Raw genomic sequence first — 21581 nt, 5'->3', positions numbered from 1 at the left:
GTGTGTCCGGACGGGGTGATGTGTCGTCTCAGAGCGCGGTCAGGATCCGTGGGCCGTCGTCCGTGATCGCCACGGTGTGCTCGCTGTGGGCGGCGCGGCTGCCGTCCGTCGTCCGCAGCGTCCAGCCGTCGGCGTCGGTGGTGTACGCGTCCAGGCCGCCCGCCAGGAACATCGGCTCGATGGCCAGCACCAGCCCGTGCCGCAGCGGAAAGCCGCGGCCGGGCCGCCCCTCGTTGGGGACCGGCGGGTCCTCGTGCATCCGCCGGCCGATGCCATGGCCGCCGTAGTCCTCCATGATGCCGTAGCCCGCGGCGCGCCCCACCGTCCCCACGGCATGGGAGATGTCGCCCATCCGGCCCCCCGCGACGGCCGCCGCGATCCCCGCCTCCAGCGCCTGCCGGGTGGTCTCGATCAGCCGTACGTCGGCCGGGCGCGGGGTGCCGACGGTGAAGCTGACGGCGGCGTCGCCGCTCCAGCCGTCCAGCGTCGCACCGCAGTCGACGGTCACCAGATCGCCGTCGCGCAGCCGGTAGTCGCCCGGGATGCCGTGGACGATGGCGTCGTTGACCGAGGCGCAGATGACCGCGGGGAAGGGGGTGGGCGCGAACTGCGGCCGATAGCCGAGGAACGGGGAGCTCGCCCCGGCTTCGCGCAGCACCTCCCGCGCCGCCTCGTCCAGCTCGCGCAGCGAGACGCCGACGGCCGCCGCCCGCTGTGCGGCGTCGAGCGCCGAGGCGACGACGCGGCCCGCCTCGCGCATGGCGTCCAGGGACGCGTCGGTCTTGATTTCCACCATGGATGAGCCCCTTCGCATGACCGAACCGCCGGTTCGGTGTGCACCAATTACTATACCGGTATTAGTATCACGGTCATGGTGCGCACTCCTCTCACCCCGCTGGAACGTGAACGCGGCCGCTTCCTCGGCGCTCTGCTGCGGCAGGCCCGTGGCGAACGGAGCATGGCCGAGGTCGCCGCGGGGGCCGGGATCTCCGCCGAGACCCTCCGGAAGATCGAGACCGGCCGGGCCCCGACCCCCGCCTTCTTCACCATCGCGGCCCTCGCCGCGACGCTCGGACTGACCCTGGGCGAGATCGCGGAGCGCTGCGCCGCGGTGACCGCTCCGGAGCGGGGGGAGGAGGCGGCGGAGGAGGCGGCCTAGCCGGGGCCGCCCGGATCGCGCCGCCTGCGGCGGGCTGCCTCCCCTCCCCGCCCCTTCCCGAAACTGGAGCCCCGCCCCAGCCCCCGAACCGGGGCTCCGCCCCAGGCCCCGGGACGGGTGCTTCGCCCCGGGTCCGGGACGGGTGCTTCGCCTCAGACTCCGGGACGGGTGCTTCGCCCCAGGCTCCGGGACGGGTGCTTCGCCTCAGACTCCGGGACGGGTGCTTCGCCCTAGGTCCCGGGACGGGCACTCCGCCCCGGGCCCCCCGGGCCCCCGGGCCCCCCGGGCCCCCCGGGACCCCTGGGCCCCCGGGCCCCCCGGGACCCCTGGGCCCCCGGGCCCCCCGGGACCCCTGGGCCCCCGGGCCCCCCGGGACCCCTGGGCCCCCGGGCCCCCCGGGACCCCTGGGCCCCCGGGCCCCCCGGGACCCCTGGGCCCCCGGGCCCCCCGGGACCCCTGGGCCCCCGGGCCCCCCGGGACCCCTGGGCCCCCGGGCCCCCCGGGCCCCAGGGGTCCCAGGGGTCCCAGGGGCTCCGCCCCTGGTGTCGGGAAGGGGCGGGGAGGGGAAAGATGCGCCGGCGCCCCGCAGCCGCCCCGCGCCCCGATCCGTTTGTTGCGGCAGGATGAAATCCGCACATCAGTGTGTTGGTGCCTTCCGGAAGCGTGTGCGGATCGGGAGGTTCACGGGTGGCGGACGTAGCGGCGGACGCATCGGATGAAACGGGCAAAAGGGGCGCGGGTGGAGCGGGCTCGGATGGCCCGGACGCCGGGCAGGGCTGGGTAAGGCGGCTGTTCGGCTACTGCTGGCAGTACCGCAGCGATGTGCTGCTCGCCCTCGGCGCCTCGCTCGCCGGAATGGCCGTCATGGCGCTCGTCCCGCTGGTGCCGAAGCTGATCATCGACGATGTGATCGTCTCGCACGACCGGTCCCTCACCCCCTGGGCCACGCTGCTGATCGTCGCCGCCCTCGTGGTGTACGTCCTCACCTACATCCGCCGCTTCTACGGCGGACGGCTCGCCCTCGACGTCCAGCACGCCCTGCGCACCGAGATGTTCGCGGCCATCGCCCGCTTCGACGGCAGACGGCAGGACAAGCTCTCCACCGGCCAGATCATCGGCCGCGCCACCAGCGACCTCCAGCTGATCCAGGGCCTGCTCTTCATGGTGCCGATGATGATCGGCAACATTCTGCTCTTCCTGGTCTCGCTCGTCGTGATGGCCGTGCTCTCGCCGCTGCTCACCGTCGTCGCCCTCGCCGTCGCCCCCGCCCTGTGGATCCTCGCCTTGCGCAGCCGCATCCGGCTCTTCCCCGCCACCTGGTACGCCCAGGGGCAGGCGGCCGCCGTCGCGGGTGTGGTCGACGGGGCCGTGACCGGTGTCCGGGTGGTCAAGGGGTTCGGGCAGGAGGCGCAGGAGACCGACAAGCTGCGCGAGGTCGGCCGGCGGCTGTTCGCCGCCCGGCTGCGGACCGTGCGGCTGAACTCCCGCTACACCCCGGCCCTCCAGGCCGTCCCCGCCCTCGGCCAGGTGGCCATGCTGGCGCTCGGCGGCTGGATGGCCACGCGGGGCCAGATCACCCTCGGCACCTTCGTGGCGTTCTCGACCTATCTCGCCCAGCTCGTGGGCCCGGTGCGGATGCTCACCATGCTGCTGACCCTCGGGCAGCAGGCGCGGGCCGGGGTCGAGCGCGTCTTCGAGCTCATCGACACCGAGCCCGTCATCGACGAGCGCCCCGACGCCCGGGAGCTTCCCGAGGACGCCCCGGCGACGGTCGAGTTCGACCGGGTGAGCTTCGGCTACGACCCCGAGCGGCCGGTGCTCTCCGAGGTGTCCCTGCGCATCGAGCCGGGCGAGACCCTGGCCGTCGTGGGCGCCTCCGGAAGTGGCAAGTCGACGCTGTCCATGCTGCTGCCGCGCTTCTACGACGTGTCGTCGGGCGCGGTGCGGATCGGCGGCCACGATGTGCGGGAGCTGACGTACGACTCGCTGCGCGGGGCGGTCGGGCTGGTGCCGGAGGACAGCTTCCTCTTCTCCGACACCGTGCGTGCCAACCTCGCCTACGGGCAGCCGGACGCGAGCGAGGAGCGGATCCTGGCCGCCGCCCGCGCCGCGCAGGCCGACGGCTTCATCTCCGAGCTGCCCAACGGCTATGACACCGAGGTCGGCGAGCAGGGGCTGACCCTCTCCGGCGGCCAGCGCCAGCGGCTGGCCCTGGCCCGCGCGATCCTCACCGACCCCCGGCTGCTCGTCCTGGACGACGCCACCTCGGCGGTGGACGCGCGTGTCGAGCACGAGATCCACGAGGCGCTCCGGGGCGTCATGGCGGGCCGCACCACCCTGCTGATCGCCCACCGCCCCTCCACCCTCGCTCTCGCCGACCGCATCGCGGTGATGGACCGGGGCCGGGTCGCGGACGTGGGCACGGACGAGGAGCTGAGGGCCCGGAGCGAGCTGTACCGGAGCCTGTTGACGGACGAGACCGAGCCGCGCGGCGACGGCCCGGCCCATGTCGAGCCGCGCGGCGCCGGCGCCTCCGCGCATGCGGTGGGCCTCGCCAGGGCGTTCGGTGGCGAGTCCGCCGCGACGGGGTTGGTCGAGCCGGGTATCGACGGCGGGCCGTCCGTGGACGGCGACGGCGACGGCGCGGCGCGTGGCCGTGAGGAGTGCCCGTGCCTGGAGGTGGGCCTCCGGGCACGTGGTGGGGACGATCCCGGGCACGCCGCCGGTGAGACGGCTTGCGACGGGGTGGCGACCGAGCCGTGGGTGCGGTCGGACGGGGTCAAGGGGCGGTGCCGGGCGCGCGGTGGGGACGACCCCGAGCATGCCGCCGGTGAGGCAGCGGTCCGTGATGGGGTGGCGACCGAGCCGTGGGTGCCGTCCGACGCGGAGGGGCGGGGCCGTTCGCACGGTGGGGACGACCCCGCGCACGCCGTTCGGGAGGGGGAGGGCACCGTATGGGCGCCGGACGGGGACAGCGCCGCCTGTCCGCCGGACGGGGCCGTGGCGGGCCACCCGGCGCGCCCGAGTCACGGCGGAGTGACCCCGGAGCTATGGGTGCGGCCCGATGGTGACGGCCGTAAGGGCGACACGGCGGCGGGCGCGGGGGTCGGGGCCGTGGCCGGGCCGGGGCTCGCGGGGGCGCTGTCCGGGATGCCCGCCACCCCCGAGCTGCTCGCCAAGGTCGCCGCCCTGCCGCCCGCCACCGACACCCCCGACATCGACGAGGAGCGGGCCGCCCGCCCCGAGGAGGCGTACGGGTTGCGGCGGCTGCTGCGCGGTTTCGGGGCGCCGCTCCTGGTCGCGCTGGCGCTCGTGGCCGTGGACGCGATCGCCGGGCTGCTGCTGCCCGTGCTCATCCGGCACGGGATCGACCAGGGCGTCCAGCGGCTCTCGCTCGGCGCGGTGTGGGCCGCCTCCGGGCTCGCGCTCCTCGTCGTCCTCGCGCAGTGGGCCGCCCAGATCGGCGAGACGCGGATGACCGGGCGGACCGGTGAACGGGTGCTCTACGCACTCCGCGTGAAGATCTTCGCCCAGCTCCAGCGGCTCGGTCTCGACTACTACGAGCGCGAGCTGAGCGGCAAGATCATGACGCGGATGACCACCGACGTCGACGCGTTGTCCACGTTCCTCCAGACCGGGCTCGTCACCGCCGTGGTCAGCCTGCTGACCTTCTTCGGCATCCTGGTGGCGCTGCTCATCATCGACGTGGAGCTCGCGCTGGTGGTCTTCCTGACCCTGCCGCCGCTCATCATCGGCACGGTGGTGTTCCGGCGCCGCAGCGTCAAGGCGTACGAACTGGCCCGCGAGCGCGTGAGCGTGGTCAACGCGGACCTCCAGGAGAGCGTGGCGGGGCTGCGGATCGTGCAGGCGTTCCGGCGCGAGCGGTCCGGCCGGGAGCGGTTCGCGGCGCGCAGCGACTCCTACCGCCAGGCGCGGCTCCGCGGCCAGCGGCTGATCTCGGTGTACTTCCCGTTCGTCCAACTGCTGTCGTCCGTGGCCTCCGCGCTGGTGCTCATCGTGGGCGCCGGGCGGGTCGGGGACGGCACGCTGACGGCGGGCGCGCTGGTGGCGTATCTCCTCTACATCGACCTGTTCTTCGCCCCCGTCCAGCAGCTCTCCCAGGTCTTCGACGGCTATCAGCAGGCCACCGTTTCGCTGGGCCGCATCCAGGAGTTGCTGCGCGAGCCCACCACCACACCGGTGGCCGAGGCCCCGCGCGAGGTGCGCGCGATGCGCGGCGAGATCGCCTTCGACGATGTGCGGTTCCGGTACGGGGACGGCGAGGAGGCGCTGGCGGGCATCTCGCTCACGATCCCCTCGGGGCAGACCGTGGCGTTCGTCGGGGAGACCGGGGCCGGTAAGTCCACTCTGGTCAAGCTGGTGGCGCGGTTCTACGACCCGACGGAGGGCGCCGTGCGGGTGGACGGTGTGGATCTGCGCGAACTCGACCTCACCGGATACCGCGGCCACCTCGGGGTGGTCCCGCAGGAGCCGTACCTCTTCGCCGGGACGGTGCGCGACGCCATTGCCTACGGACGGCCCGGCGCGAGCGACGCGGAGGTGGAGGCCGCCGCGCGGGCGGTCGGCGCCCATGCCATGGTGGCGTCGCTCGACGGTGGCTATCTGCACGAGGTCTCCGAGCGCGGGCGCAATCTCTCCGCCGGTCAGCGGCAGTTGATCGCGCTGGCGCGCGCCGAGCTGGTGAACCCGGACATCCTGCTGCTCGACGAGGCCACGGCCGCGCTCGATCTGGCCACCGAGGCCCTGGTCAACCAGGCCACGGATCGTCTGACGGGACGGCGCACCACACTGGTCGTCGCCCACCGGCTGACCACCGCCGCCCGTGCGGACCGGGTGGTGGTCCTGGACCACGGTCGGGTCGTCGAGGACGGCACCCATGAGGAGCTGGTGGCGCGGGATGGGCGGTACGCCGCGCTGTGGCGCACGTTCATGGGCGAGACGGCCCCCGCGACCGTCTGAGCGCGCGGCTGGAAGTGCCCCGACCTGCCGTCGGCCGTCCGCGGTGCCGTCGTGGCCGGTCGCCCACGCGGCGGAGCCGCATATCGACACAGCCGCGGCGGAGCCGCACATCGACACAGCCCCGCGCCCCTTGGGGGCGGTAACGCTCAGCGTTCGCCCGTTGTCACGTACGGTAACGTCACGGTTCCATGCCGCTGGCCCTCGCTATGCCCTCCACCTCCCGCCGGTCCCGCTCCCGCTGCTCCGCCTCGGCCGCCACCCGCTGCTTGTGGCGGTGCAGGAAGTCGGGGTCCCCGGCCCGCTCCTGAGGCACCAGCACCTTCATGCCCTTGGCGTGCGGACTGTCGCCGAGGTCGACCACCACACGCTCGTCCTGGGAGGTGAGCAGGCCGAACAACACCAGCAGCTCAGCCTGGAGAGCGGGGGTGAACAGCTCTTTCTCCTCCGGCCCCATCCCGAGCTCGTACGTCCCCCCGCGGACGGCCGGTGAGGTGCTCAACTCGCGCAGCAGCCGCATCAGCAGCTCGAGCGAGCGGGGATCGATCCGTTCCTGCAATTCGTTCAGATACCGCGTCAGCCGCTCGGCCCGTTCACTCCGGTCGTGCCGTTCGTCTCGGTCCATACAGGCAGCATGAGCCATCACAGCCCGCTACGAAAGAGGGCGGGGGTAACAACTCTCCGTATTCGGCCTCGGGTTGGAGCATTGACGGCATCTGGCGACGCGCGTGTGTGCCCGGATAGGTTCTCGGCGACCTGTGCGAATTCACGGGGCAAAGGGTCAACACGGCAACAATGGGGAGGGTGCATGCGCAAGATGCTCAGATGGCTGTTGTCGCTCGCGATACTGGTGGGGGCGGTCGGCGCGGGCGCCGGAAGCGCGTCCGCGGCACCGGCCGCCCCCGCCCAGCCGGACATCAAGGAGCGTGTCCTGGCGATTCCCGGAATGCGTTTCGTGGAGGAGCAGCCCTACGAGGGCTATCGCTTCCTCGTCTTCAGCTACGCCCAGCCGGTGGACCACCGGCATCCCTCCAAGGGCACCTTCCAACAGCGGTTCACGCTGCTGCACAAGGCCACCGACCGGCCCACGGTCTTCTACACCTCGGGCTACAACGTCACCACCGCACCGCGCCGCAGTGAGCCCACGCAGCTGGTGGACGGCAATCAGGTGTCCATGGAGTACCGTTTCTTCACTCCCTCCCGGCCCCAGCCCGCCGACTGGTCCAAGCTGGACATCTGGCAGGCCGCGAGCGACCAGCACCGCCTCTTCCGGGCCCTGAAGCCCATCTACGGCAAGAAGTGGCTGGCCACCGGCGGCAGCAAGGGCGGGATGACGGCCACCTACTACCGCCGCTTCTACCCGAACGACATGGCGGGCACCGTCGCCTATGTCGCGCCCAACGACGTCGTCAACGACGAGGACTCCGCCTACGACCGCTTCTTCGCGGGCGTCGGCACCGCCGAATGCCGCACCAGGCTCAACGCGGTGCAGCGCGAGGCGCTGGTGCGGCGCGACGAGATCGTGAAGCGCTACCAGAAGTGGGCGGACGACGAGAAGCAGACCTTCACCGTCGTCGGCAGCGCCGACAAGGCGTACGAGAACGTGGTCCTGGACCTGGTGTGGGCCTTCTGGCAGTACCACCTGCTGAAGGACTGCGCGGACGTCCCGGCCCCGACCGCGTCCACCGACGAGCTGTACGGCTTCATCGACGAGATCTCGGGCTTCTCCGCCTACACCGACCAGGGCCTGGAGACCTACACGCCGTACTACTACCAGGCGGGCACCGAGCTCGGCTCGCCCACCTTCAAGACCCCGCACCTGGCCGGGCTGCTGCGCTACCCCGGCATCTACGCGCCGCGCACCTATGTGCCGCGTGACATCCCGATGCACTTCAAGCAGGGCGTGATGCGGGACATCGACCGCTGGGTCCGGCACGACGCCCACCGGATGCTCTTCGTCTACGGCCAGAACGACCCGTGGGGCGCCGAGCGCTTCCAGGTCGGCAAGGGTGCCAAGGACGCGTACGTCTACACGGTGGCAGGCGGCAACCACGGCTCCAGCATCGCCCAGCTGACGGGCGACCAGAAGGCCAAGGCCACCGCGGAGGTGCAGCGCTGGGCGGGCGTCAGCCCGACGAGCAAGCCCCTCGCCCGGCACAACGCGAAGCTCGACCGCCGCGAGATCGAGCGCGAGCCGGTGACGCTGCGCCCGTAGGGCGCGTCCGCGGGCCCCGATCGGGCACGGGCTAAGCAGGTCGGAGGAAGTCCGCGACGGTTCGGGCAGCGCCTCGAAGGGGCGCGGGGCCGTGTCGATGTGCGGCTCCGCCGCGCGGGCGCGACCAGCCATGACGGCACCGCAGCCGGCCGACGACCCGTCGCGACACTTCCAGCGGAGCGCTTAGTAGCTCAGCCCGTGCCCGATCGGGTACAGCACCCGGGACGGGTCGTCGGCGTGCCGGATCGCCACCGGCAGTTTGCCGTGCGGGGTGGTCCGGCCCGCGATGACGCGGGCGGCGGCGCGCAGTTCCACATCCGTCCAGCAGTAGGCGGCCAGCGAGGCGCCGGGGGCCGTGTCGCGGCCGTTCAGGCGCGCGATGTCGTAGGGGTTGCGCAGGGCCAGGTGCACCACCGGCACGCCGGTGGCCACCAGCCGTGCCACCAGGGCGCGCTGGGCGGAGCCGGCGGCGATGTCGTACGTCGTCACGATCACCGCGTCCCGTTCCCGCGCCGCGGCGACCGCCGCCTCGATGCGCTGCGGGGAGGGGCCGGGGGAACTGGCGGTGCCGGTGGTCAGCGCCTCCGTGCGGAAGCCGAGGCCGGACAGGGCGCGCGCCAGGACGGACGTCGGCGGGCCGCCGGTGCCGGAGGGCGCCGCGGCGTCCACGCCCACCACCAGCAGATCGCGGTGGCGGCGCGGCGACAGCGGCAGCAGTCCGCCGCGGTTGGTGATCAGGGTGGTGGTGCGCTCGGCGATGCGGTCGGCGGTGGCGCGGTGCTCCCGGGTGCCCACCGTGCGGTTGACCGCGCGGTCGCTGGTGTACGGCTCTTCGAACAGGCCCCGGCGCACCTTGAGTTCGAGGACGCGCCGCAGCGAGCGGTCGATGCGGTCCTCGCTGAGCTCGCCCGCCTTGACGGCCTTGCGCACGCCCTCGAAGGCGAGGGACAGGCTCGGCGGGTTGAGCAGCTGGTCCACGCCCGCCTTGAGCGCCAGCACCGGCACCCGGTCGTCGCCGTACTTCTTCCGCACCCCCGCCATGCCGAGCGAGTCGGTGACCACCACCCCGTCGTAGCCCAGCTCCTCGCGGAGCACACCGGTGAGGATGGGGCGGGAGAGGGTGGCGGGGTCGTCGGCCGGGTCGAGCGCGGGGAAGAGCAGATGGGCCGTCATGATCGAGTCGATACCGGCCTCGATCGCGGCCCGGAACGGCGGCGCGTCCAGCCGCTCCCACTCCTTCCGGGAGTGGGTGATCCGCGGCAGGCCCACATGGCTGTCCACGCTGGTGTCGCCGTGGCCGGGGAAGTGCTTGGCGGTGGCCGCGACCCCGGCGCTCTGATAGCCCGCCACCTGCGCCGCCACCATCCGGGCCACGGCCTTCGGGTCGGCGCCGAAGGAGCGCACGCCGATCACCGGGTTGGCGGGGTCGACATTGACGTCCGCGATCGGGGCGTAGTCCTGCCGGATGCCGAGCGCGGCCAGCTCCGCTCCGGCGGTGCGGGCTGCCGTACGGGCGTCGGCCGCGCTGCCGCCCGCGCCGAGCGCCATGGCGCCCGGGAACAGCGTGGCGGGCGCGCCGACCCGGGCGACGGTGCCGTACTCCTGGTCGGTGGAGAGCAGGACGGGGACCGGCACGGAAGTGGCCAGCGCGGCCTTCTGGATGCCGTTGGAGAGCGCGGCCACCTGGTGGGGATCGCGGATGTTGTGTGCCCATCCGATGTACATCACCCCGCCCACGTGATACTTCGCGATCAGCTCGGCGGCGTTGTCGACCCCGATCTCCTTGCGGTTGGCCGCGACATCGGCCGGGTCGGGGCGGGTGGCCGAATGGCCGTACACCCGCATCACGAAGAGCTGGCCGATCTTCTGGTCCAGCGTCATCCGCCCGATGAGCTCGTCGATCCGCCGGCGGTCGCGCTCGTGGTCCCGGCCGGACTCCGTGGTGGGCCGGGAGGCGGTCGCGGAGGGGCTGCCGGAACCGGCGGTGGTGCGGCGCGCGGGGGCCGCGGGCGCGGGGGAGCTGTTCGTCGGTCCGCTGCACGCACCGGCCGCCGCGGCGGCCAGGGTGGCGGTGAGCAGGGCGCGGCGAGACGTCGTGTGCACCCGCACTCCTTCCATGGGACGTTCGGAGGGGGGCGGCCATAGGTGTGCAGGACACGCTGGGACACACACCGCGGCCGGGTCAAGGAAAGTTGGCCTTTCCCACAGCATCGATGTGCGGCTCCGCCGCGTGGCCCGGAAGCGTAAAGGAAAAGACTGGTTAAAGACCGTGATCTGGTGCCTGCACGAAACCGGTACTAAACTCTCGACCGGGTATGTGCGGTATTTGTATGAGGCATCCGTTCTCGCTTATGTTCCGTTTTCATGACCCCACCGACGGGTGCCAAGCCCCCCACACACATAGCCATGTTCGGCATCGCGGCACACGGGCACGTCAACCCGAGCCTGGAGGTGATGCGCGAGCTGGTGGCCCGCGGCCACCGGGTTACCTACGCCATCCCCGAGTCGTTCGCCGAGAAGGTGGCCGAAACCGGCGCCGAGCCGAAGACCTACACCTCGATCCTCCATGGTGAGAATGTGCCGGGCGCCAGAGGCTCCGATCTGATCGACTACATCGAGCCGTTTCTCACCGAGGCGGAGCAGGCACTTCCGCAGCATCTGGCGGCCTACGAGGGCGATGAGCCGGATCTGGTGATGTACGACGTCACCGCCTATCCGGCGCATGTCCTCGCCCATCGGTGGGGCGTGTCCGCCGTCGAGCTCGCGCCCAGCTTCGTGCCCTGGGACGGCTATCGCGAAGAGGTCTTCGAGCCGATGTACGCCCATATGCGGCGGTCGGAGCGCGGCCGGGCCTACTACGCGCGCTACCGCGCCTGGCTCGAGGGCAACGGCCTGGCCGGCACCGACCCCGACCGGCTCATCGGTCGCCCCAGCCGCTGTGTCGCCCTCATCCCCGAACTGCTCCAGCCCAACGCCGACCGCGTCGACGCCTCCGTCTACAGCTTCGTCGGCGGCTGCCAGAGCGCCCGCCGCGACGTGGCGGAGTGGCGCCGCCCGGAGCGGGCCGCCGGGACCGACCGGATCCTGCTGATCTCGCTCGGCTCCACCTGGACCAGGGAGCCCGGCTTCTACCGAGAGTGCCTCGCGGCGTTCGGCGATCTGCCGGGCTGGTACGTGGTGCTCCAGATCGGCGAGTTCGTCGACCCGGACGAGCTCGGCGAGATCCCGTCCAATGTCGAAGTGCACACGTGGATACCTCAGTTGAGCGTGTTGCGGCAGGCCGACGCGTTCGTCACCCACGCGGGTGCGGGCGGCGCCCAGGAGGGGCTGGCCTGCGGGGTGCCGATGGTCGCCGTACCGCAGGCCGTCGACCAGTTCCGCAACGCGGACACGCTCGAAGGGCTCGGGGTCGGCCGCCATCTGCCCAAGGAGGAGGCCACCGCTCCGGCGCTGCGCAAGGCGGTGCTCGATCTGGTGGACGACCCCGAGGTGGCCGCCCGCTGCGCCGCGCTCAAGGCGCGGATGGCCGCGGAGGGCGGACCGGACCGGGCGGCGGACCTGATCGAGGCGGAGCTGCCGGTCCGACACCGCGCGCGGAACCGGCGCGGGTCGCGATGCGTCGAAGCGGCGTGCTGATGGGGAGTCTCCGCACGGCGGTACCCGGCCTCGCTGCTGGCTGCGTCGCCGACCACCCTCTCCGCCGCCCGCGGCCAGCAGCACCCCGCCGCCGACGCGACACCCCTCCCAGAGCGTCGGCGGCGCGCAGGGGGTTCGCGGCTCGTGGTGTGCTCAGCCCGTGCGGCGCGGCCAGAGGTCGCCCAGGAGCCGCACCGTCTCGGTGATGGCGGGGCGGCGGGCCGCACCCGGGCGCCACAGGGCGTACAGCCGCCGTACCGGGACCGGCTCCAGGGACAGCGCCAGCACCCCGTCCGGCAGCGGACCGCGGCCAAGACGCGGCATGAGCGCGACGCCGAGACCGGCCGCCACCAGGGCGATCTGGGTGTGGTTCTCCGCCGCCTGGTACGCCAGGTCCGGCTCATGGCCCGAGGCGCGCAGCGTACGGACCAGCCAGTCGTGGCACACCGACCCCGGCGGCTGGCAGATCCACCGCCGGCCCGGCAGGTCCTCGCGGCGCAGCGGGCGCCGTGCGGCCACCCGGGCCAGCGGATGTCCGGCCGGGACGAGCAGATCGCACAGATCCTCCCCGATGACCGCCCGTTCCTGACCCTCCGGGGCGGGCAGCGGGGCGATGTCCCAGTCATGGGCCACCGCCAGGTCGATGACCCCCTGCGCCACCAGGTCAACCGACAGATGCGGGTCCACTTCGAGCAACCGGGCGTCCAGGGAGGGGTGTTCGGCCCTGAGCGCGGCCAGCACCACGGGCATCAGCCCGCGCGCCGCCGAGGCGAAGGCGCCGATCACCAGCCGGCCGGTCGGCTGTCCGCGCCGCTCCTCCAGCGTGGTCTCGGCCTCCTCGACGATGGCGAGCAACTGCTGGGCGGTGGCGGCCAGATGCCGGGCCGCGTCGGTCAGCGCGATGCCCCGGCCCTGCCGCTCCAGCAGGGCCGTCCGGGTCTCCCGTTCCAACTTGGCGATCTGCTGCGACACGGCGGACGGGGTGTAGCCGAGCGCGATCGCGGCGGCGCTGACCGAGCCGTGCACGGACACCGCGTGCAGAGCCCGCAGTCGACCCAGATCCAGCACAGTTCGGCCCCTTCCTCGCACCTTTAACCGTTACTGCATCCAAGCATGAAGACATCCGCGCTGGTGCTACAAGGTCCGGGCGACCGATCCTCGACGCATGCGATCAACGCAACCCATGCGACCTGTGCACATAGCCCTCGCCGTGCTGGTCACGGCCCTGTGGGGGGTCAACTTCGTGGTCATCGAGGTGGGCCTCGACCACTTCCCGCCCCTGCTCTTCTGCGCCCTGCGGTTCCTGGTGGCCGCGCTGCCCGCCGTCTTCCTGGTCGGCCCGCCGAGGGTCGCCTGGCGATGGATCCTGGGGGTGGGGCTGGCCCTGGGCGTGGCGAAGTTCGGGCTGCTGTTCATCGGGATGCACGAGGGGATGCCCGCCGGGCTGTCCTCGCTGGTGCTCCAGATCCAGGCGGTGTTCACGGCGCTGTTCGCGGCCGTCTTCCTCGCCGAACGCCCCGGCCGGCGGCGGCTGCTGGGCATGGCCGTCGCCCTCGCCGGGATCGCGGTGGCCGCCGTGGACGAGGGCACCTCGGGGCCGCTTCTCGGCTTCGTCCTCGTCGTGGCGGCGGCGGCCTTCTGGGGTGTCTCCAACGTCCTCACCCGCAAGGCGGCGCCGCCCGACGCCCTGAACTTCATGGTGTGGGTGAGCCTGGTGCCGGTGCTGCCGCTGCTCCTGCTCTCGCTGATGTTCGAGGGCGCGCGGCCCGATCTGGACGCGCTGAGCCGGCTCGACTGGGCCGGGGTGGGCGCGATCGTCTATGTCGCCTGGGTCACCACGGTGTTCGGTTTCGGGGTCTGGGGCTTTCTGCTGCGCACTTACGACGCCTCGGCGGTCGCCCCGTTCTCGCTGCTGGTGCCGGTCTTCGGGATGTCCTCGGCGGCGCTGGTGCTGGGGGAGGGCATCAGCGCGGCGCGCTGGCTGGCGGCGGCGCTGCTGGTGGGCGGCGTGGCGCTGACGTCGCTCCCGGCCGGGAGGCTGAGCCGGATGCGGCTGGGGGCGCGCCGCCACGCCGAGTCGTCCGAGCCGCCCGAGTCGCCCGAGTCGTCCGAGTCGCCCGAGTCGCCCGAGTCGACCGAGCCGAACGGTCACGACGGGCCGAGGGAGACTCCGAGCCCCGGGCTCAGGCCGCGTCGGCGAGCAGCCGCAGCAGATGCTCCCGGCCCGGGGCCAGCAGCTCCGGGAACGCTCGCGCCTGCGGATACCACCGCTTCTCGTACTCCCAGCACAGCCAGCCGTCCCAGCCTTCGCGGCTGAGCAGCTCCACGCACTCGGTCAGCGGCAGCACCCCCTCGCCCAGCGGCAGCGGGGTGGTGTCCTCGGCCGAGGCGATGTCCTTGACCTGGACGTACCCCAGATGCGCGAAGAGCGCCGGATAGCTGGTGGCCGGGTCCTCGCCGCCCAGCCAGGTGTGCATCACATCCCAGATCGCCCCCACGCTGCCATGGCCCACGAGCCCGAGGACCCGGGCCGCGTCCGCGCCCGTCCGGTGCGAGTCGTGGGTCTCGAGCAGCAGCCGTACGCCGAGGTCGGCGGCGCGGGGCGCGGCCGCGGCGAGCCGCCGGGCGGCCGTGGCGTCGGCCTCCTCGGCGCTCTGCTCCCCGCCGCCGGGGAAGACCCGGACATTGCGGGCGCCCAGGTCGTGGGCGAGCTCCAGCAGCTCCCCGAGCCCGGTCAGCACCGGCTCGTCCGGCCCGGCCTGGGCGGCGCGCACATATCCGGCGACGGTGAGGATCTCGACCCCGGCGTCCCGGAACTCCGCCGCCACCCGGGCCCGTTCGTCCACCCCGATCCCCGGGTGCACCGGTTCCTCGGGGTGGGCGCGCAGCTCGACGCCGTGATACCCGGCCCCGGCGGCGAGCCGGGCCACGTCGGGCACGGGCATACCGGGGACGCCGAGGGTGGAGAAGGCGAGCTTCATACGGGCTCCCTTGGTAGGGGTCGTGCGGGACGTGGGGATCTTCTTGCCCTTCATCCGGGACGCTAAGCAGGGGCGTGAGCCGAATCAATCCTGCCGGGCCGATCACGCCTGCGGCGTGTCTTGTCGGACGGATCCGGCCGTCGTGCGCCTACGAGGCGTCCGGCGGTACGCGTACGCCTGCGGCGGGCTGCTTTCCCCTACCCGCCCCTTCCCTCAACTGGGGCTCCGCCCCAGACCCCGCTCCTCAATCGCCGGAGGGGCTGGGAGGTGCGGCTCCGTCTCATACCCCGCTCCTCAGACGCCGGAGGGGCTGGATGGCGAGCCCCCGGTGCGCCCGTCCGGGGGACGCCTTCCTCTGGTGGCTGAGGGCCGCTCACCCGGCCGTCAGGCGCCACAGCGACGTCACCTCCGCCGCGCGGGCCGAGTGGAGGGGGTCGGTGGGGTCGAAAGCGCGGGGGTGGACGGGGCGGACGTCCAGCCGGTCCAGGACCGTCAGGCCCGCCGTGTCGAAGGCGGTCAGGAGTTCGGCGCGCGGCCGCAGTCCGAGGTGTTCGGCGAGGTCGGAGAGGATCAGCCAGCCCTCGCCGCCGGGGGTCAGATGCCCGGCCAGCCCGTTCAGGAAGCCGTGCAGCATACGGCCGGACGGGTCGTAGACGGCGTATTCGAGCGGTGAGGAGGGCCGGGCCGGGACCCAGGGCGGGTTGCAGACCACCAGCGGGGCGCGGCCCGGCGGGAAGAGGTCGGTCTCGACCACCTCGACCCGCTCGGCCAGGCCCAGCCGGGCCACGTTCTCCCGGGCGCACACCAGCGCCCGCGCGTCCTGGTCGGTGGCCACCACCCGCTCGATGCCGCGCCGGGCGAGGACGGCGGCCAGGACGCCGGTTCCGGTGCCGATGTCGAAGGCCAGCTCGTGCGACGGCAGCGGGGCCTCGGCCACCAGGTCGACGTACTCGCCGCGCACCGGCGAGAAGACGCCGTAGTGCGGATGGACGCGGTCCCCGCCCAGCGCCCGCACCTCGACGCCCTTCTCCCGCCACTCATGCGCGCCGATCAGCCCGAGCAACTCGCGGAGCGAGACCACCGAGGGGCCTTGCGCCGGGCCGTACGCCTCGGCGCACGCCTGCCGTACGTCCGGCGCCCGGCGCAGCGGAACGCCGAAGTCCGCGTCCAGCGGCACCAGCACCATCCCCAGCAGCCGGGCCCGCCGGGACTGGGCCTGGCGGTGCCGGTGGAACGCCTCGGCCGGGGACGCCGCCGGTGGCCGCCGCTCCTTGGCCCGGCGCGGGCCCCGGTCGACCCGGCGCGCCAGCGCCGTCAGCAGCTGGCGGGCGCCCTGGTAGTCGCCGCGCCACAGCAGCGCGGTGCCCTCGCAGACGAGGCGGTGGGCGGTGTCGGCGGGCATCCGGTCGTCCGCGGTCGCGACCCGGCGGGGCGGCGGCGTGCCGCTCTCGGAGCGCCACTGGGCGGTACGGGTCCGGCCGTCCTCGGTCCACTCGATGACCTGCTGGGTACTCAGGGGTACGCCCTTTGCTCTTGTGCCGTTCCGACGCGCGCCGCGAGCACGCTGCACGGATGCGTCGTCCGTACGGCGCCCGTGCGATGCCCGGGTGCGGTACGGGCCGGTGTGTGTGCGCCGATCCTTCCGGTACCGGGCCCTCCGCGCGAGCGGTTTTCCGGCCTGGGCGACGCCGCGTCACCTGCTCAGCTCGGCCATGACCCGGTCGCCGGTCAGCCGGACGGCGTGCCGGTAGATCACCGAGGCGTGCTCGTCGAAGAGCTGCCCGAAGGCATCCGGATCTCCGGACCGCACACGTGCGCGCAGTGAAGTCTCCACACTGCTCCCTGTCCGCCGCGCGCACCGCGCTGCTGGTGATCCGCGTCACACCGGGCCGCGCCCACAGGCTCTCAGCCCCGCGCGGCCTCCCGCAGCGCCAGCCGCCAGTCCTGGCCGACCAGCGGCGACCCGTAGCCCCCGTGCCGCTTCTCGGCGATCAGCTCGAACCCGGCCCGCTCATAGATCCGGCGGGCGGAGGTCAGGACATCGTTGGTCCACAGCACCAGCTCGCGGTAGCCCGCCTCGCGCGCGAAGTCGATGCACGTGCCCACCAGCCGCTCGCCGAGCCGCCGCCCGCGCGCCTCCGGCTCCACGAGCAGCAGCCGCAGCCGGGCCGTATCGGGCCGCTCGTCCCGTACGCACATCACCGATCCGACGGGGCGGCCGTCGAGCTCCGCGATCCACGCCCGCTCACGGGCCGGGTCATGGCTCGCGCCGAACTCCCCGACGATCCGGGCCACCAGGGCCTCGAACTCGGCGTTCCACCCGAACTCCCGGGCGTACACGGCGCCGTGGCGCTGCACGATCCAGCCCAGGTCCCCCGGCTCCAATCCGCGCAGCCGCACCTCGGGTTCGGCCGGGCCGGTGAACACGCCCCGGGCGGTGGCCAGCGCCTCCCGCAGCCGCCCCAGCTCGTTCCGGGGGACCTTGGCCAGCAGTCCGGTCACCGCCTCCCGCGAGCGCCGGTCCAGGTCCTCCGCCGCCGCCCGGCCCTCCGTGGTGAGCAGCACCTCCTGGAAGCGGGCGTCGCGGTGGTGGCGCTCGCGCGTCACCAGCCCGCGCTCCTCGAACCGGCTCAGCGTCCGGCTCAGATGCGCGGCGGTGACCCCCAGGTGCTCCCGGAGCGCCGAGACATGGGTGCGCTCGCGCTGGGCCAGCTCGTAGAGGATGCGGGCCTCGCCGAGCGTGTACGGGGTGTTGAGCTGCCCGGGGTAGTCGAGGACGCCGATCAGGCGGGTGTACATGCGGTTGAAGTCGCGGACCTCGTCCACGGCCAGGTCGAGATCGTCGCGCGGCTCCATCCGGCACCCTCCGTACCCCTGTGTCGATTTTGCTTGACCTCATAGTTGCGTCAGATCAAGTATTTGGGAAGGGGGGACCCCGTCCCAGGGGAGGCGGATGTCGGCGGCGACCGCAACGCCAACGCGCTTCGAGTTCGTCCCGGCCCGCGGGGCGGGCGAGGGGCTCCTTCGGGTGCCCGATGCCTGCTGGGCTCCCACGGCGCCCCCTCCGGGCGTACCGTGGCCCAAAGACCTTCTGGCGGTGGTGTATCGCATGACTGATCTGTCCGTTGGTAATCGACTGGCCCGACTTCGCGACATTCGCGACCTCACGCAAGAGCAACTCGCCGACCGTGCCGACGTGTCCGTCGACACCATCCGCAGGTTGGAGCAGGGCACCCAGCGGGGAGCAAGAATCGCCACGTACCAGAAGCTGGCGGGCGCACTCGATATCGAGCTCGCCCGCCTGCTGGGCCAGCCCACCATGACGCAATCCCTCGCGCCCGACGGCGGAGTCATCGCGTTGCGGGCCGCCATCCAGGCCCCGAGCGATCTGCCAGGGCTGGACCTGTGCGGCACGGACAGTGACGCGCCCGGCCCGGACGATCTCCGCCCGGTCATGGAGCAGGCCCAGAGGCACTATCGGCTCGGCCAGTTCACCGACCTGGTCGGCATGCTGCCCGCGCTCGTGACCGATCTGAAGGCGGCCACCCGCGAGGCCGAGGGCGGCCTCGACCACGACACGGTGTGGTCGATGTCCGCTGCCGCGCACATCATCGTCGCCGACGTGGCCGCGCAGTTGGGGCAGACCGATCTGGCCTACACCGCGGTGGAGCGAGCCATGCATGCCACGGCGCGCGCCAGCGACGAGCTGCGGCACGCTCTCGCCGTCTCGACGCTTTCGCTTGTACTCCTGCGGCAAGGCCGATGGAGCGATGCCCAGCAGGTCGCGACCCGCAGGGCGGCCGAGATCGAGCCGCGGTTCTCCGACCGCAGCCCCGAGAAGTTCGCGATGTTCGGGATCCTGCTGCTGTCCGGTGCCGTCTCGGCAGCACGGGCGAACCGCGATGAGTCCGACAGTGCGAAGGATGACGCGCTCACCTTCCTCAGGCAGGCGGAGGCGGCGGCCGCACTGTCCGGGCCGGTACGGGTGCGAGGCACCGCCTTCGGTCCGGCGAGTGTGGGCATGCAGGCCACCACCGTTCAGGTGTCGCTCGGCCATCCGGACAAGGCTTTGGCCACAGCCAGTGGGGTCAACGTGGATGAGCTGCCGTGGAAGATCTCGCGCGCCAGGCACCGGCTGGATCTGGCATTCGCCCGCTACCAGACGCATGACGACGAGGGAGCCCGCGATGTGCTGCTCACCCTCGACGAGGAGCATCCTGAGTGGCTGACCCATCAGATGCTCGCCGCCTCGACAGTGGGCGGACTGCTGGAGACCGAGCGGCGCCGCGACCGAGACCTGCGAAAGCTCGCGGTGCGGCTGGGCGTGGACCCGGCGGCATGAACAAGTGCTGTAGTCCCGCCGAAAACTGAGGCTGGACTACGGCACTTCGTCACTGGGCTGCGACTGCGCGCACACCTAGCGTGATCCGCATCGAGGCGGCGTCGACCCTCGCTCCCGCCAGGAACCTGTTCGGCGCCGCCCCTCGCAGATCAGCAGGGGAGCCCGACGTGACGACCAGAGCCTTACCGTGGACACCGCCGCCCGCCACAGATGTCCAGGCGTTACCCGCAGGCAAGTGGTGGGACGCCGTAAGAGCCGCGCCGACCGTCGGGGAACGTGCCTTAAAGCTCCTCGGCGACGATAACGGCGCCGTCATCCAGGACAAGTACGGCACCCTGTACTGGCTCGTCGCGGTGGGCTCGGCCACGAGCTGGCATCTGCGGCAGGTGCGGGTCCTGACCGAGCTGGCGGACGAGTGCACCTACCTCGGCGTACCGCCCAACTCCTGGACCACGCCGCCCGGCACCCACTGGCGCGTGCCGCTCTCGGTCGACCACTACCTGACCGACGCCTGGAAGCTGTGGGGAGCGCTGGCCGAGGCCGACCGCGTCGAACTCGGCCCCATCCCACAGGGGCGCCAGACCTGCTACCGCTGCGAGCTGCCCACCGACGAGCCCGTCATCGTGGACGTCCAGCACGGCGGCAGTGGACCCGGCCGCACGGTGTACGCCTGCCCGACCCACGCCCTGGCCCACCGGCGCGACCCGCTCGCCGAGGCCGCCGCCATGCGCCGAGCCCGCGAACGGGGGCACACCCGGTGACGGAGGACGAGCACACCGAGCGGGAGCGGATAGCGGAACTGCGGACCCCGGGCCGGAGGTGGGTCTTCGGCCAGCTCCAGGGCTGGAACTGCGCCCTGTGCGCGGCACGCCTCTACGCGGACCGGCCGATCTGCACGGTGGAGGTGGACTACGGCAGCGTCACCGAGACGTACCGGCTGTACGTCTGCGCCCCCTCGTGCGAGGCGGCCCGCGCCGCACAGCGCCCCACCCCGCCGGACGGCGACCATCCGGCGATCCGCGCGCCCCGCCAGCGGACCGGCGCATAGCCGGGGTGGGCTACTGGGCTCCGGGCCCCACCGGAGTGACGGCGCCGGTGGCCCACCCCTCGTAGCCTCGTGCAGAGGAGCCCCGTGCAGAGAAGCCCCGCGCACAGGAAACCCGCGCACAGGAAACCCGCGCCGCACGGAGTGCATTGCTCAGCCGCGCGGCGGGGCCGTCGAGGCGCGGGCCATCAGTTCGGCGCGGACCATCGCCACCCCGCCCGGCGGCTGCGGCTCGCGGCCCAGGGCCAGCCGCCCGGCCCGCGCGCCCGCCTCGTGCAGCGGCAGCCGCATCGTGGTGAGGGCCGGGACCGCGTCCGCGCTGAACGGGAGGTCGTCGAAGCCCGCCACCGAGACGTCCTCGGGGATCCGCAGCCCCTGGTCGCGCAGGGCCGCGCAGACGCCGAGCGCGATGGTGTCGTTGGCGGCGACTATGGCGGTCAGGCTCCGGTCGCGGCGCAGCAGTTCGAGGGTCGCGTCATAGCCGGAGGCGCGGTCGTACAGGCCGTGGACGGTCAGCCGCTCCGCGTCCTGGTCCACCCCGGCGGCGGCCAGCGCCGCCCGGTGGCCCTCCAGCCGGTGGCGGGTCGTGGTGCGCTCGGCGGGGCCCGCCACATAGCCGATCCGGCGGTGGCCGAGGGTCAGCAGATGCTCGGTGAGCCGGCGGGCGCCGCCGCGGTTGTCGAAGGCGAGGGTGGTGGCGTCCTCGATCGGCGGGCGGCCGCACAGCACCACCCGGGTGCCGGACGCGGCCAGCCGGGACGCCTTGGTGGCCACGGCGGCGGCGTGGTCCGGGTGCTCGACCGCGCCGCCGGTGAGCACGACGGCGGCCGCGCGCTGCCGCTGGAGCAGGGTCAGGTAGTTGAGCTCGCGCTCGGGCGAGCCACCGGTGTTGCAGATGACCGCGAGCTTCTCGCCGCCCCGGCCCGACTCCCCGGCCGGGGTGACCATTTCGGCCTGGACGGCGCCCGCGATGATCCCGAAGAAGGGGTCCGCGATGTCGTTGACGAGCACCCCGACCAGATCGGACGTGGCGGCGGCGAGAGCGCTTGCCGGGCCGTTGACCACGTACTCCAGCTCGTCGACCGCACGCAGCACCCGGGTCCGGGTCGACTCCGCGACCGGGTAGTTGCCGCTCAGGACGCGCGACACGGTGGCCGCCGAGACCCGAGCCCGTGCCGCCACATCGGCCAGGGTCACTGCCATATTTCCTCCGTTGGGTGGTCACC

Annotated in this window: 16 protein-coding genes and 1 pseudogene; 8 read left to right on the top strand and 9 right to left on the bottom strand. The window is 73.0% G+C overall.

Annotated elements, in window-relative coordinates; translation table 11 throughout:
- Nucleotides 1–28: 28 nt before the first annotated feature.
- On the bottom strand, nt 29–796 hold the full coding sequence (map, locus tag KHP12_RS21235) for a type I methionyl aminopeptidase (protein WP_138915541.1): 768 nt from the start codon (nt 794–796) through the stop codon (nt 29–31).
- Between the two features lie 75 nt (nt 797–871).
- Between map and KHP12_RS21230 the strand changes: the two genes are divergently transcribed.
- A complete protein-coding gene (locus KHP12_RS21230; RefSeq protein WP_210609318.1) occupies nt 872–1159 on the top strand; it encodes a helix-turn-helix domain-containing protein in 288 nt (95 codons plus the stop codon).
- A gap of 789 nt (nt 1160–1948) precedes the next feature.
- Complete coding sequence (locus tag KHP12_RS21225; RefSeq protein WP_246649130.1) at nt 1949–6139, top strand: ABC transporter ATP-binding protein; 4191 nt, start codon at nt 1949–1951, stop codon at nt 6137–6139.
- 178 nt (nt 6140–6317) lie between these two features.
- Here KHP12_RS21225 and KHP12_RS21220 read toward each other — a convergent pair whose 3' ends face one another.
- Complete coding sequence (locus tag KHP12_RS21220) at nt 6318–6761, bottom strand: hypothetical protein (RefSeq protein ID WP_020871152.1); 444 nt, start codon at nt 6759–6761, stop codon at nt 6318–6320.
- A gap of 183 nt (nt 6762–6944) precedes the next feature.
- Here KHP12_RS21220 and KHP12_RS21215 point away from each other — a divergent pair, with 183 nt between their 5' ends.
- On the top strand, nt 6945–8351 hold the full coding sequence (locus KHP12_RS21215; protein WP_211833470.1) for a S28 family serine protease: 1407 nt from the start codon (nt 6945–6947) through the stop codon (nt 8349–8351).
- A gap of 183 nt (nt 8352–8534) precedes the next feature.
- Here KHP12_RS21215 and KHP12_RS21210 read toward each other — a convergent pair whose 3' ends face one another.
- Complete coding sequence (locus KHP12_RS21210) at nt 8535–10469, bottom strand: glycoside hydrolase family 3 protein (RefSeq protein WP_086883208.1); 1935 nt, start codon at nt 10467–10469, stop codon at nt 8535–8537.
- A gap of 246 nt (nt 10470–10715) precedes the next feature.
- Here KHP12_RS21210 and KHP12_RS21205 point away from each other — a divergent pair, with 246 nt between their 5' ends.
- On the top strand, nt 10716–11987 hold the full coding sequence (locus tag KHP12_RS21205) for a macrolide family glycosyltransferase (RefSeq protein WP_211833468.1): 1272 nt from the start codon (nt 10716–10718) through the stop codon (nt 11985–11987).
- Nucleotides 11988–12140: 153 nt separating this feature from the next.
- Here KHP12_RS21205 and KHP12_RS21200 read toward each other — a convergent pair whose 3' ends face one another.
- On the bottom strand, nt 12141–13055 hold the full coding sequence (locus KHP12_RS21200) for a LysR family transcriptional regulator (RefSeq protein WP_086883210.1): 915 nt from the start codon (nt 13053–13055) through the stop codon (nt 12141–12143).
- 115 nt (nt 13056–13170) lie between these two features.
- Between KHP12_RS21200 and KHP12_RS21195 the strand changes: the two genes are divergently transcribed.
- On the top strand, nt 13171–14304 hold the full coding sequence (locus tag KHP12_RS21195; RefSeq protein ID WP_211833466.1) for an EamA family transporter: 1134 nt from the start codon (nt 13171–13173) through the stop codon (nt 14302–14304).
- Here the strand turns inward: KHP12_RS21195 and KHP12_RS51200 are convergent.
- The 4 genes and pseudogenes from KHP12_RS51200 to KHP12_RS21180 all read right to left on the bottom strand — a co-directional run.
- Nucleotides 14288–14932, bottom strand: a pseudogene (locus KHP12_RS51200) (sugar phosphate isomerase/epimerase family protein); the annotation flags it as partial. The gene KHP12_RS21195 and the pseudogene KHP12_RS51200 overlap by 17 nt on opposite strands.
- 409 nt (nt 14933–15341) lie before the next feature.
- Nucleotides 15342–16484 carry a N5-glutamine methyltransferase family protein gene (locus KHP12_RS21190; protein ID WP_211834887.1) on the bottom strand — a complete coding sequence of 381 codons (1143 nt, stop codon included), beginning with the start codon at nt 16482–16484 and terminating at the stop codon, nt 15342–15344.
- A 177-nt stretch (nt 16485–16661) separates the two neighbouring features.
- On the bottom strand, nt 16662–16802 hold the full coding sequence (locus KHP12_RS21185; RefSeq protein WP_308016958.1) for an RNA polymerase sigma factor: 141 nt from the start codon (nt 16800–16802) through the stop codon (nt 16662–16664).
- A gap of 71 nt (nt 16803–16873) precedes the next feature.
- Entirely contained in the window at nt 16874–17824 is a 951-nt protein-coding gene (locus tag KHP12_RS21180; RefSeq protein ID WP_244202674.1) for a bifunctional helix-turn-helix transcriptional regulator/GNAT family N-acetyltransferase, read from the bottom strand.
- 97 nt (nt 17825–17921) lie between these two features.
- Here KHP12_RS21180 and KHP12_RS21175 point away from each other — a divergent pair, with 97 nt between their 5' ends.
- The 3 genes from KHP12_RS21175 to KHP12_RS21165 all read left to right on the top strand — a co-directional run bounded on the left by KHP12_RS21175 (nt 17922) and on the right by KHP12_RS21165 (nt 20358).
- A complete protein-coding gene (locus KHP12_RS21175; protein ID WP_211833464.1) occupies nt 17922–19310 on the top strand; it encodes a helix-turn-helix domain-containing protein in 1389 nt (462 codons plus the stop codon).
- 167 nt (nt 19311–19477) lie between these two features.
- Nucleotides 19478–20071 carry a hypothetical protein gene (locus KHP12_RS21170; RefSeq protein ID WP_086880968.1) on the top strand — a complete coding sequence of 198 codons (594 nt, stop codon included), beginning with the start codon at nt 19478–19480 and terminating at the stop codon, nt 20069–20071.
- Nucleotides 20068–20358 (top strand): hypothetical protein, encoded by a 291-nt coding sequence (locus KHP12_RS21165; RefSeq protein WP_211833462.1) that lies wholly within the window; start codon nt 20068–20070, stop codon nt 20356–20358. Before KHP12_RS21170 ends, KHP12_RS21165 begins: the two co-directional genes overlap by 4 nt.
- A 150-nt stretch (nt 20359–20508) precedes the next feature.
- On the opposite strand, the gene KHP12_RS21160 is transcribed toward KHP12_RS21165, so the two are convergent.
- The gene (locus KHP12_RS21160) at nt 20509–21558 is read right to left on the bottom strand and encodes a LacI family DNA-binding transcriptional regulator (protein WP_037953075.1); all 1050 of its coding nucleotides are present in this window, start codon (nt 21556–21558) and stop codon (nt 20509–20511) included.
- Nucleotides 21559–21581 lie beyond the last annotated feature (23 nt).

The organism is Streptomyces asiaticus, assembly GCF_018138715.1.
Taxonomy (GTDB): Bacteria; Actinomycetota; Actinomycetes; order Streptomycetales; family Streptomycetaceae; genus Streptomyces; species Streptomyces asiaticus.
The sequence above is the reverse complement of the archived record's forward strand: the minus strand, read 5'-3'. Positions and strand labels throughout refer to the sequence as shown.

Bases quoted from the DNA above. Each gene is read 5' to 3' on its own strand.
- map (WP_138915541.1), bottom strand. From the start codon at position 796: ATGGTGGAAATCAAGACCGACGCGTCCCTGGACGCCATGCGCGAGGCG.
- KHP12_RS21230 (WP_210609318.1), top strand. From the start codon at position 872: ATGGTGCGCACTCCTCTCACCCCGCTGGAACGTGAACGCGGCCGCTTC.
- KHP12_RS21220 (WP_020871152.1), bottom strand. From the start codon at position 6,761: ATGGACCGAGACGAACGGCACGACCGGAGTGAACGGGCCGAGCGGCTG.
- KHP12_RS21215 (WP_211833470.1), top strand. From the start codon at position 6,945: ATGCGCAAGATGCTCAGATGGCTGTTGTCGCTCGCGATACTGGTGGGG.
- KHP12_RS21210 (WP_086883208.1), bottom strand. From the start codon at position 10,469: ATGGAAGGAGTGCGGGTGCACACGACGTCTCGCCGCGCCCTGCTCACC.
- KHP12_RS21205 (WP_211833468.1), top strand. From the start codon at position 10,716: ATGACCCCACCGACGGGTGCCAAGCCCCCCACACACATAGCCATGTTC.
- KHP12_RS21195 (WP_211833466.1), top strand. From the start codon at position 13,171: ATGCGACCTGTGCACATAGCCCTCGCCGTGCTGGTCACGGCCCTGTGG.
- KHP12_RS21180 (WP_244202674.1), bottom strand. From the start codon at position 17,824: ATGGAGCCGCGCGACGATCTCGACCTGGCCGTGGACGAGGTCCGCGAC.
- KHP12_RS21175 (WP_211833464.1), top strand. From the start codon at position 17,922: ATGTCGGCGGCGACCGCAACGCCAACGCGCTTCGAGTTCGTCCCGGCC.
- KHP12_RS21160 (WP_037953075.1), bottom strand. From the start codon at position 21,558: ATGGCAGTGACCCTGGCCGATGTGGCGGCACGGGCTCGGGTCTCGGCG.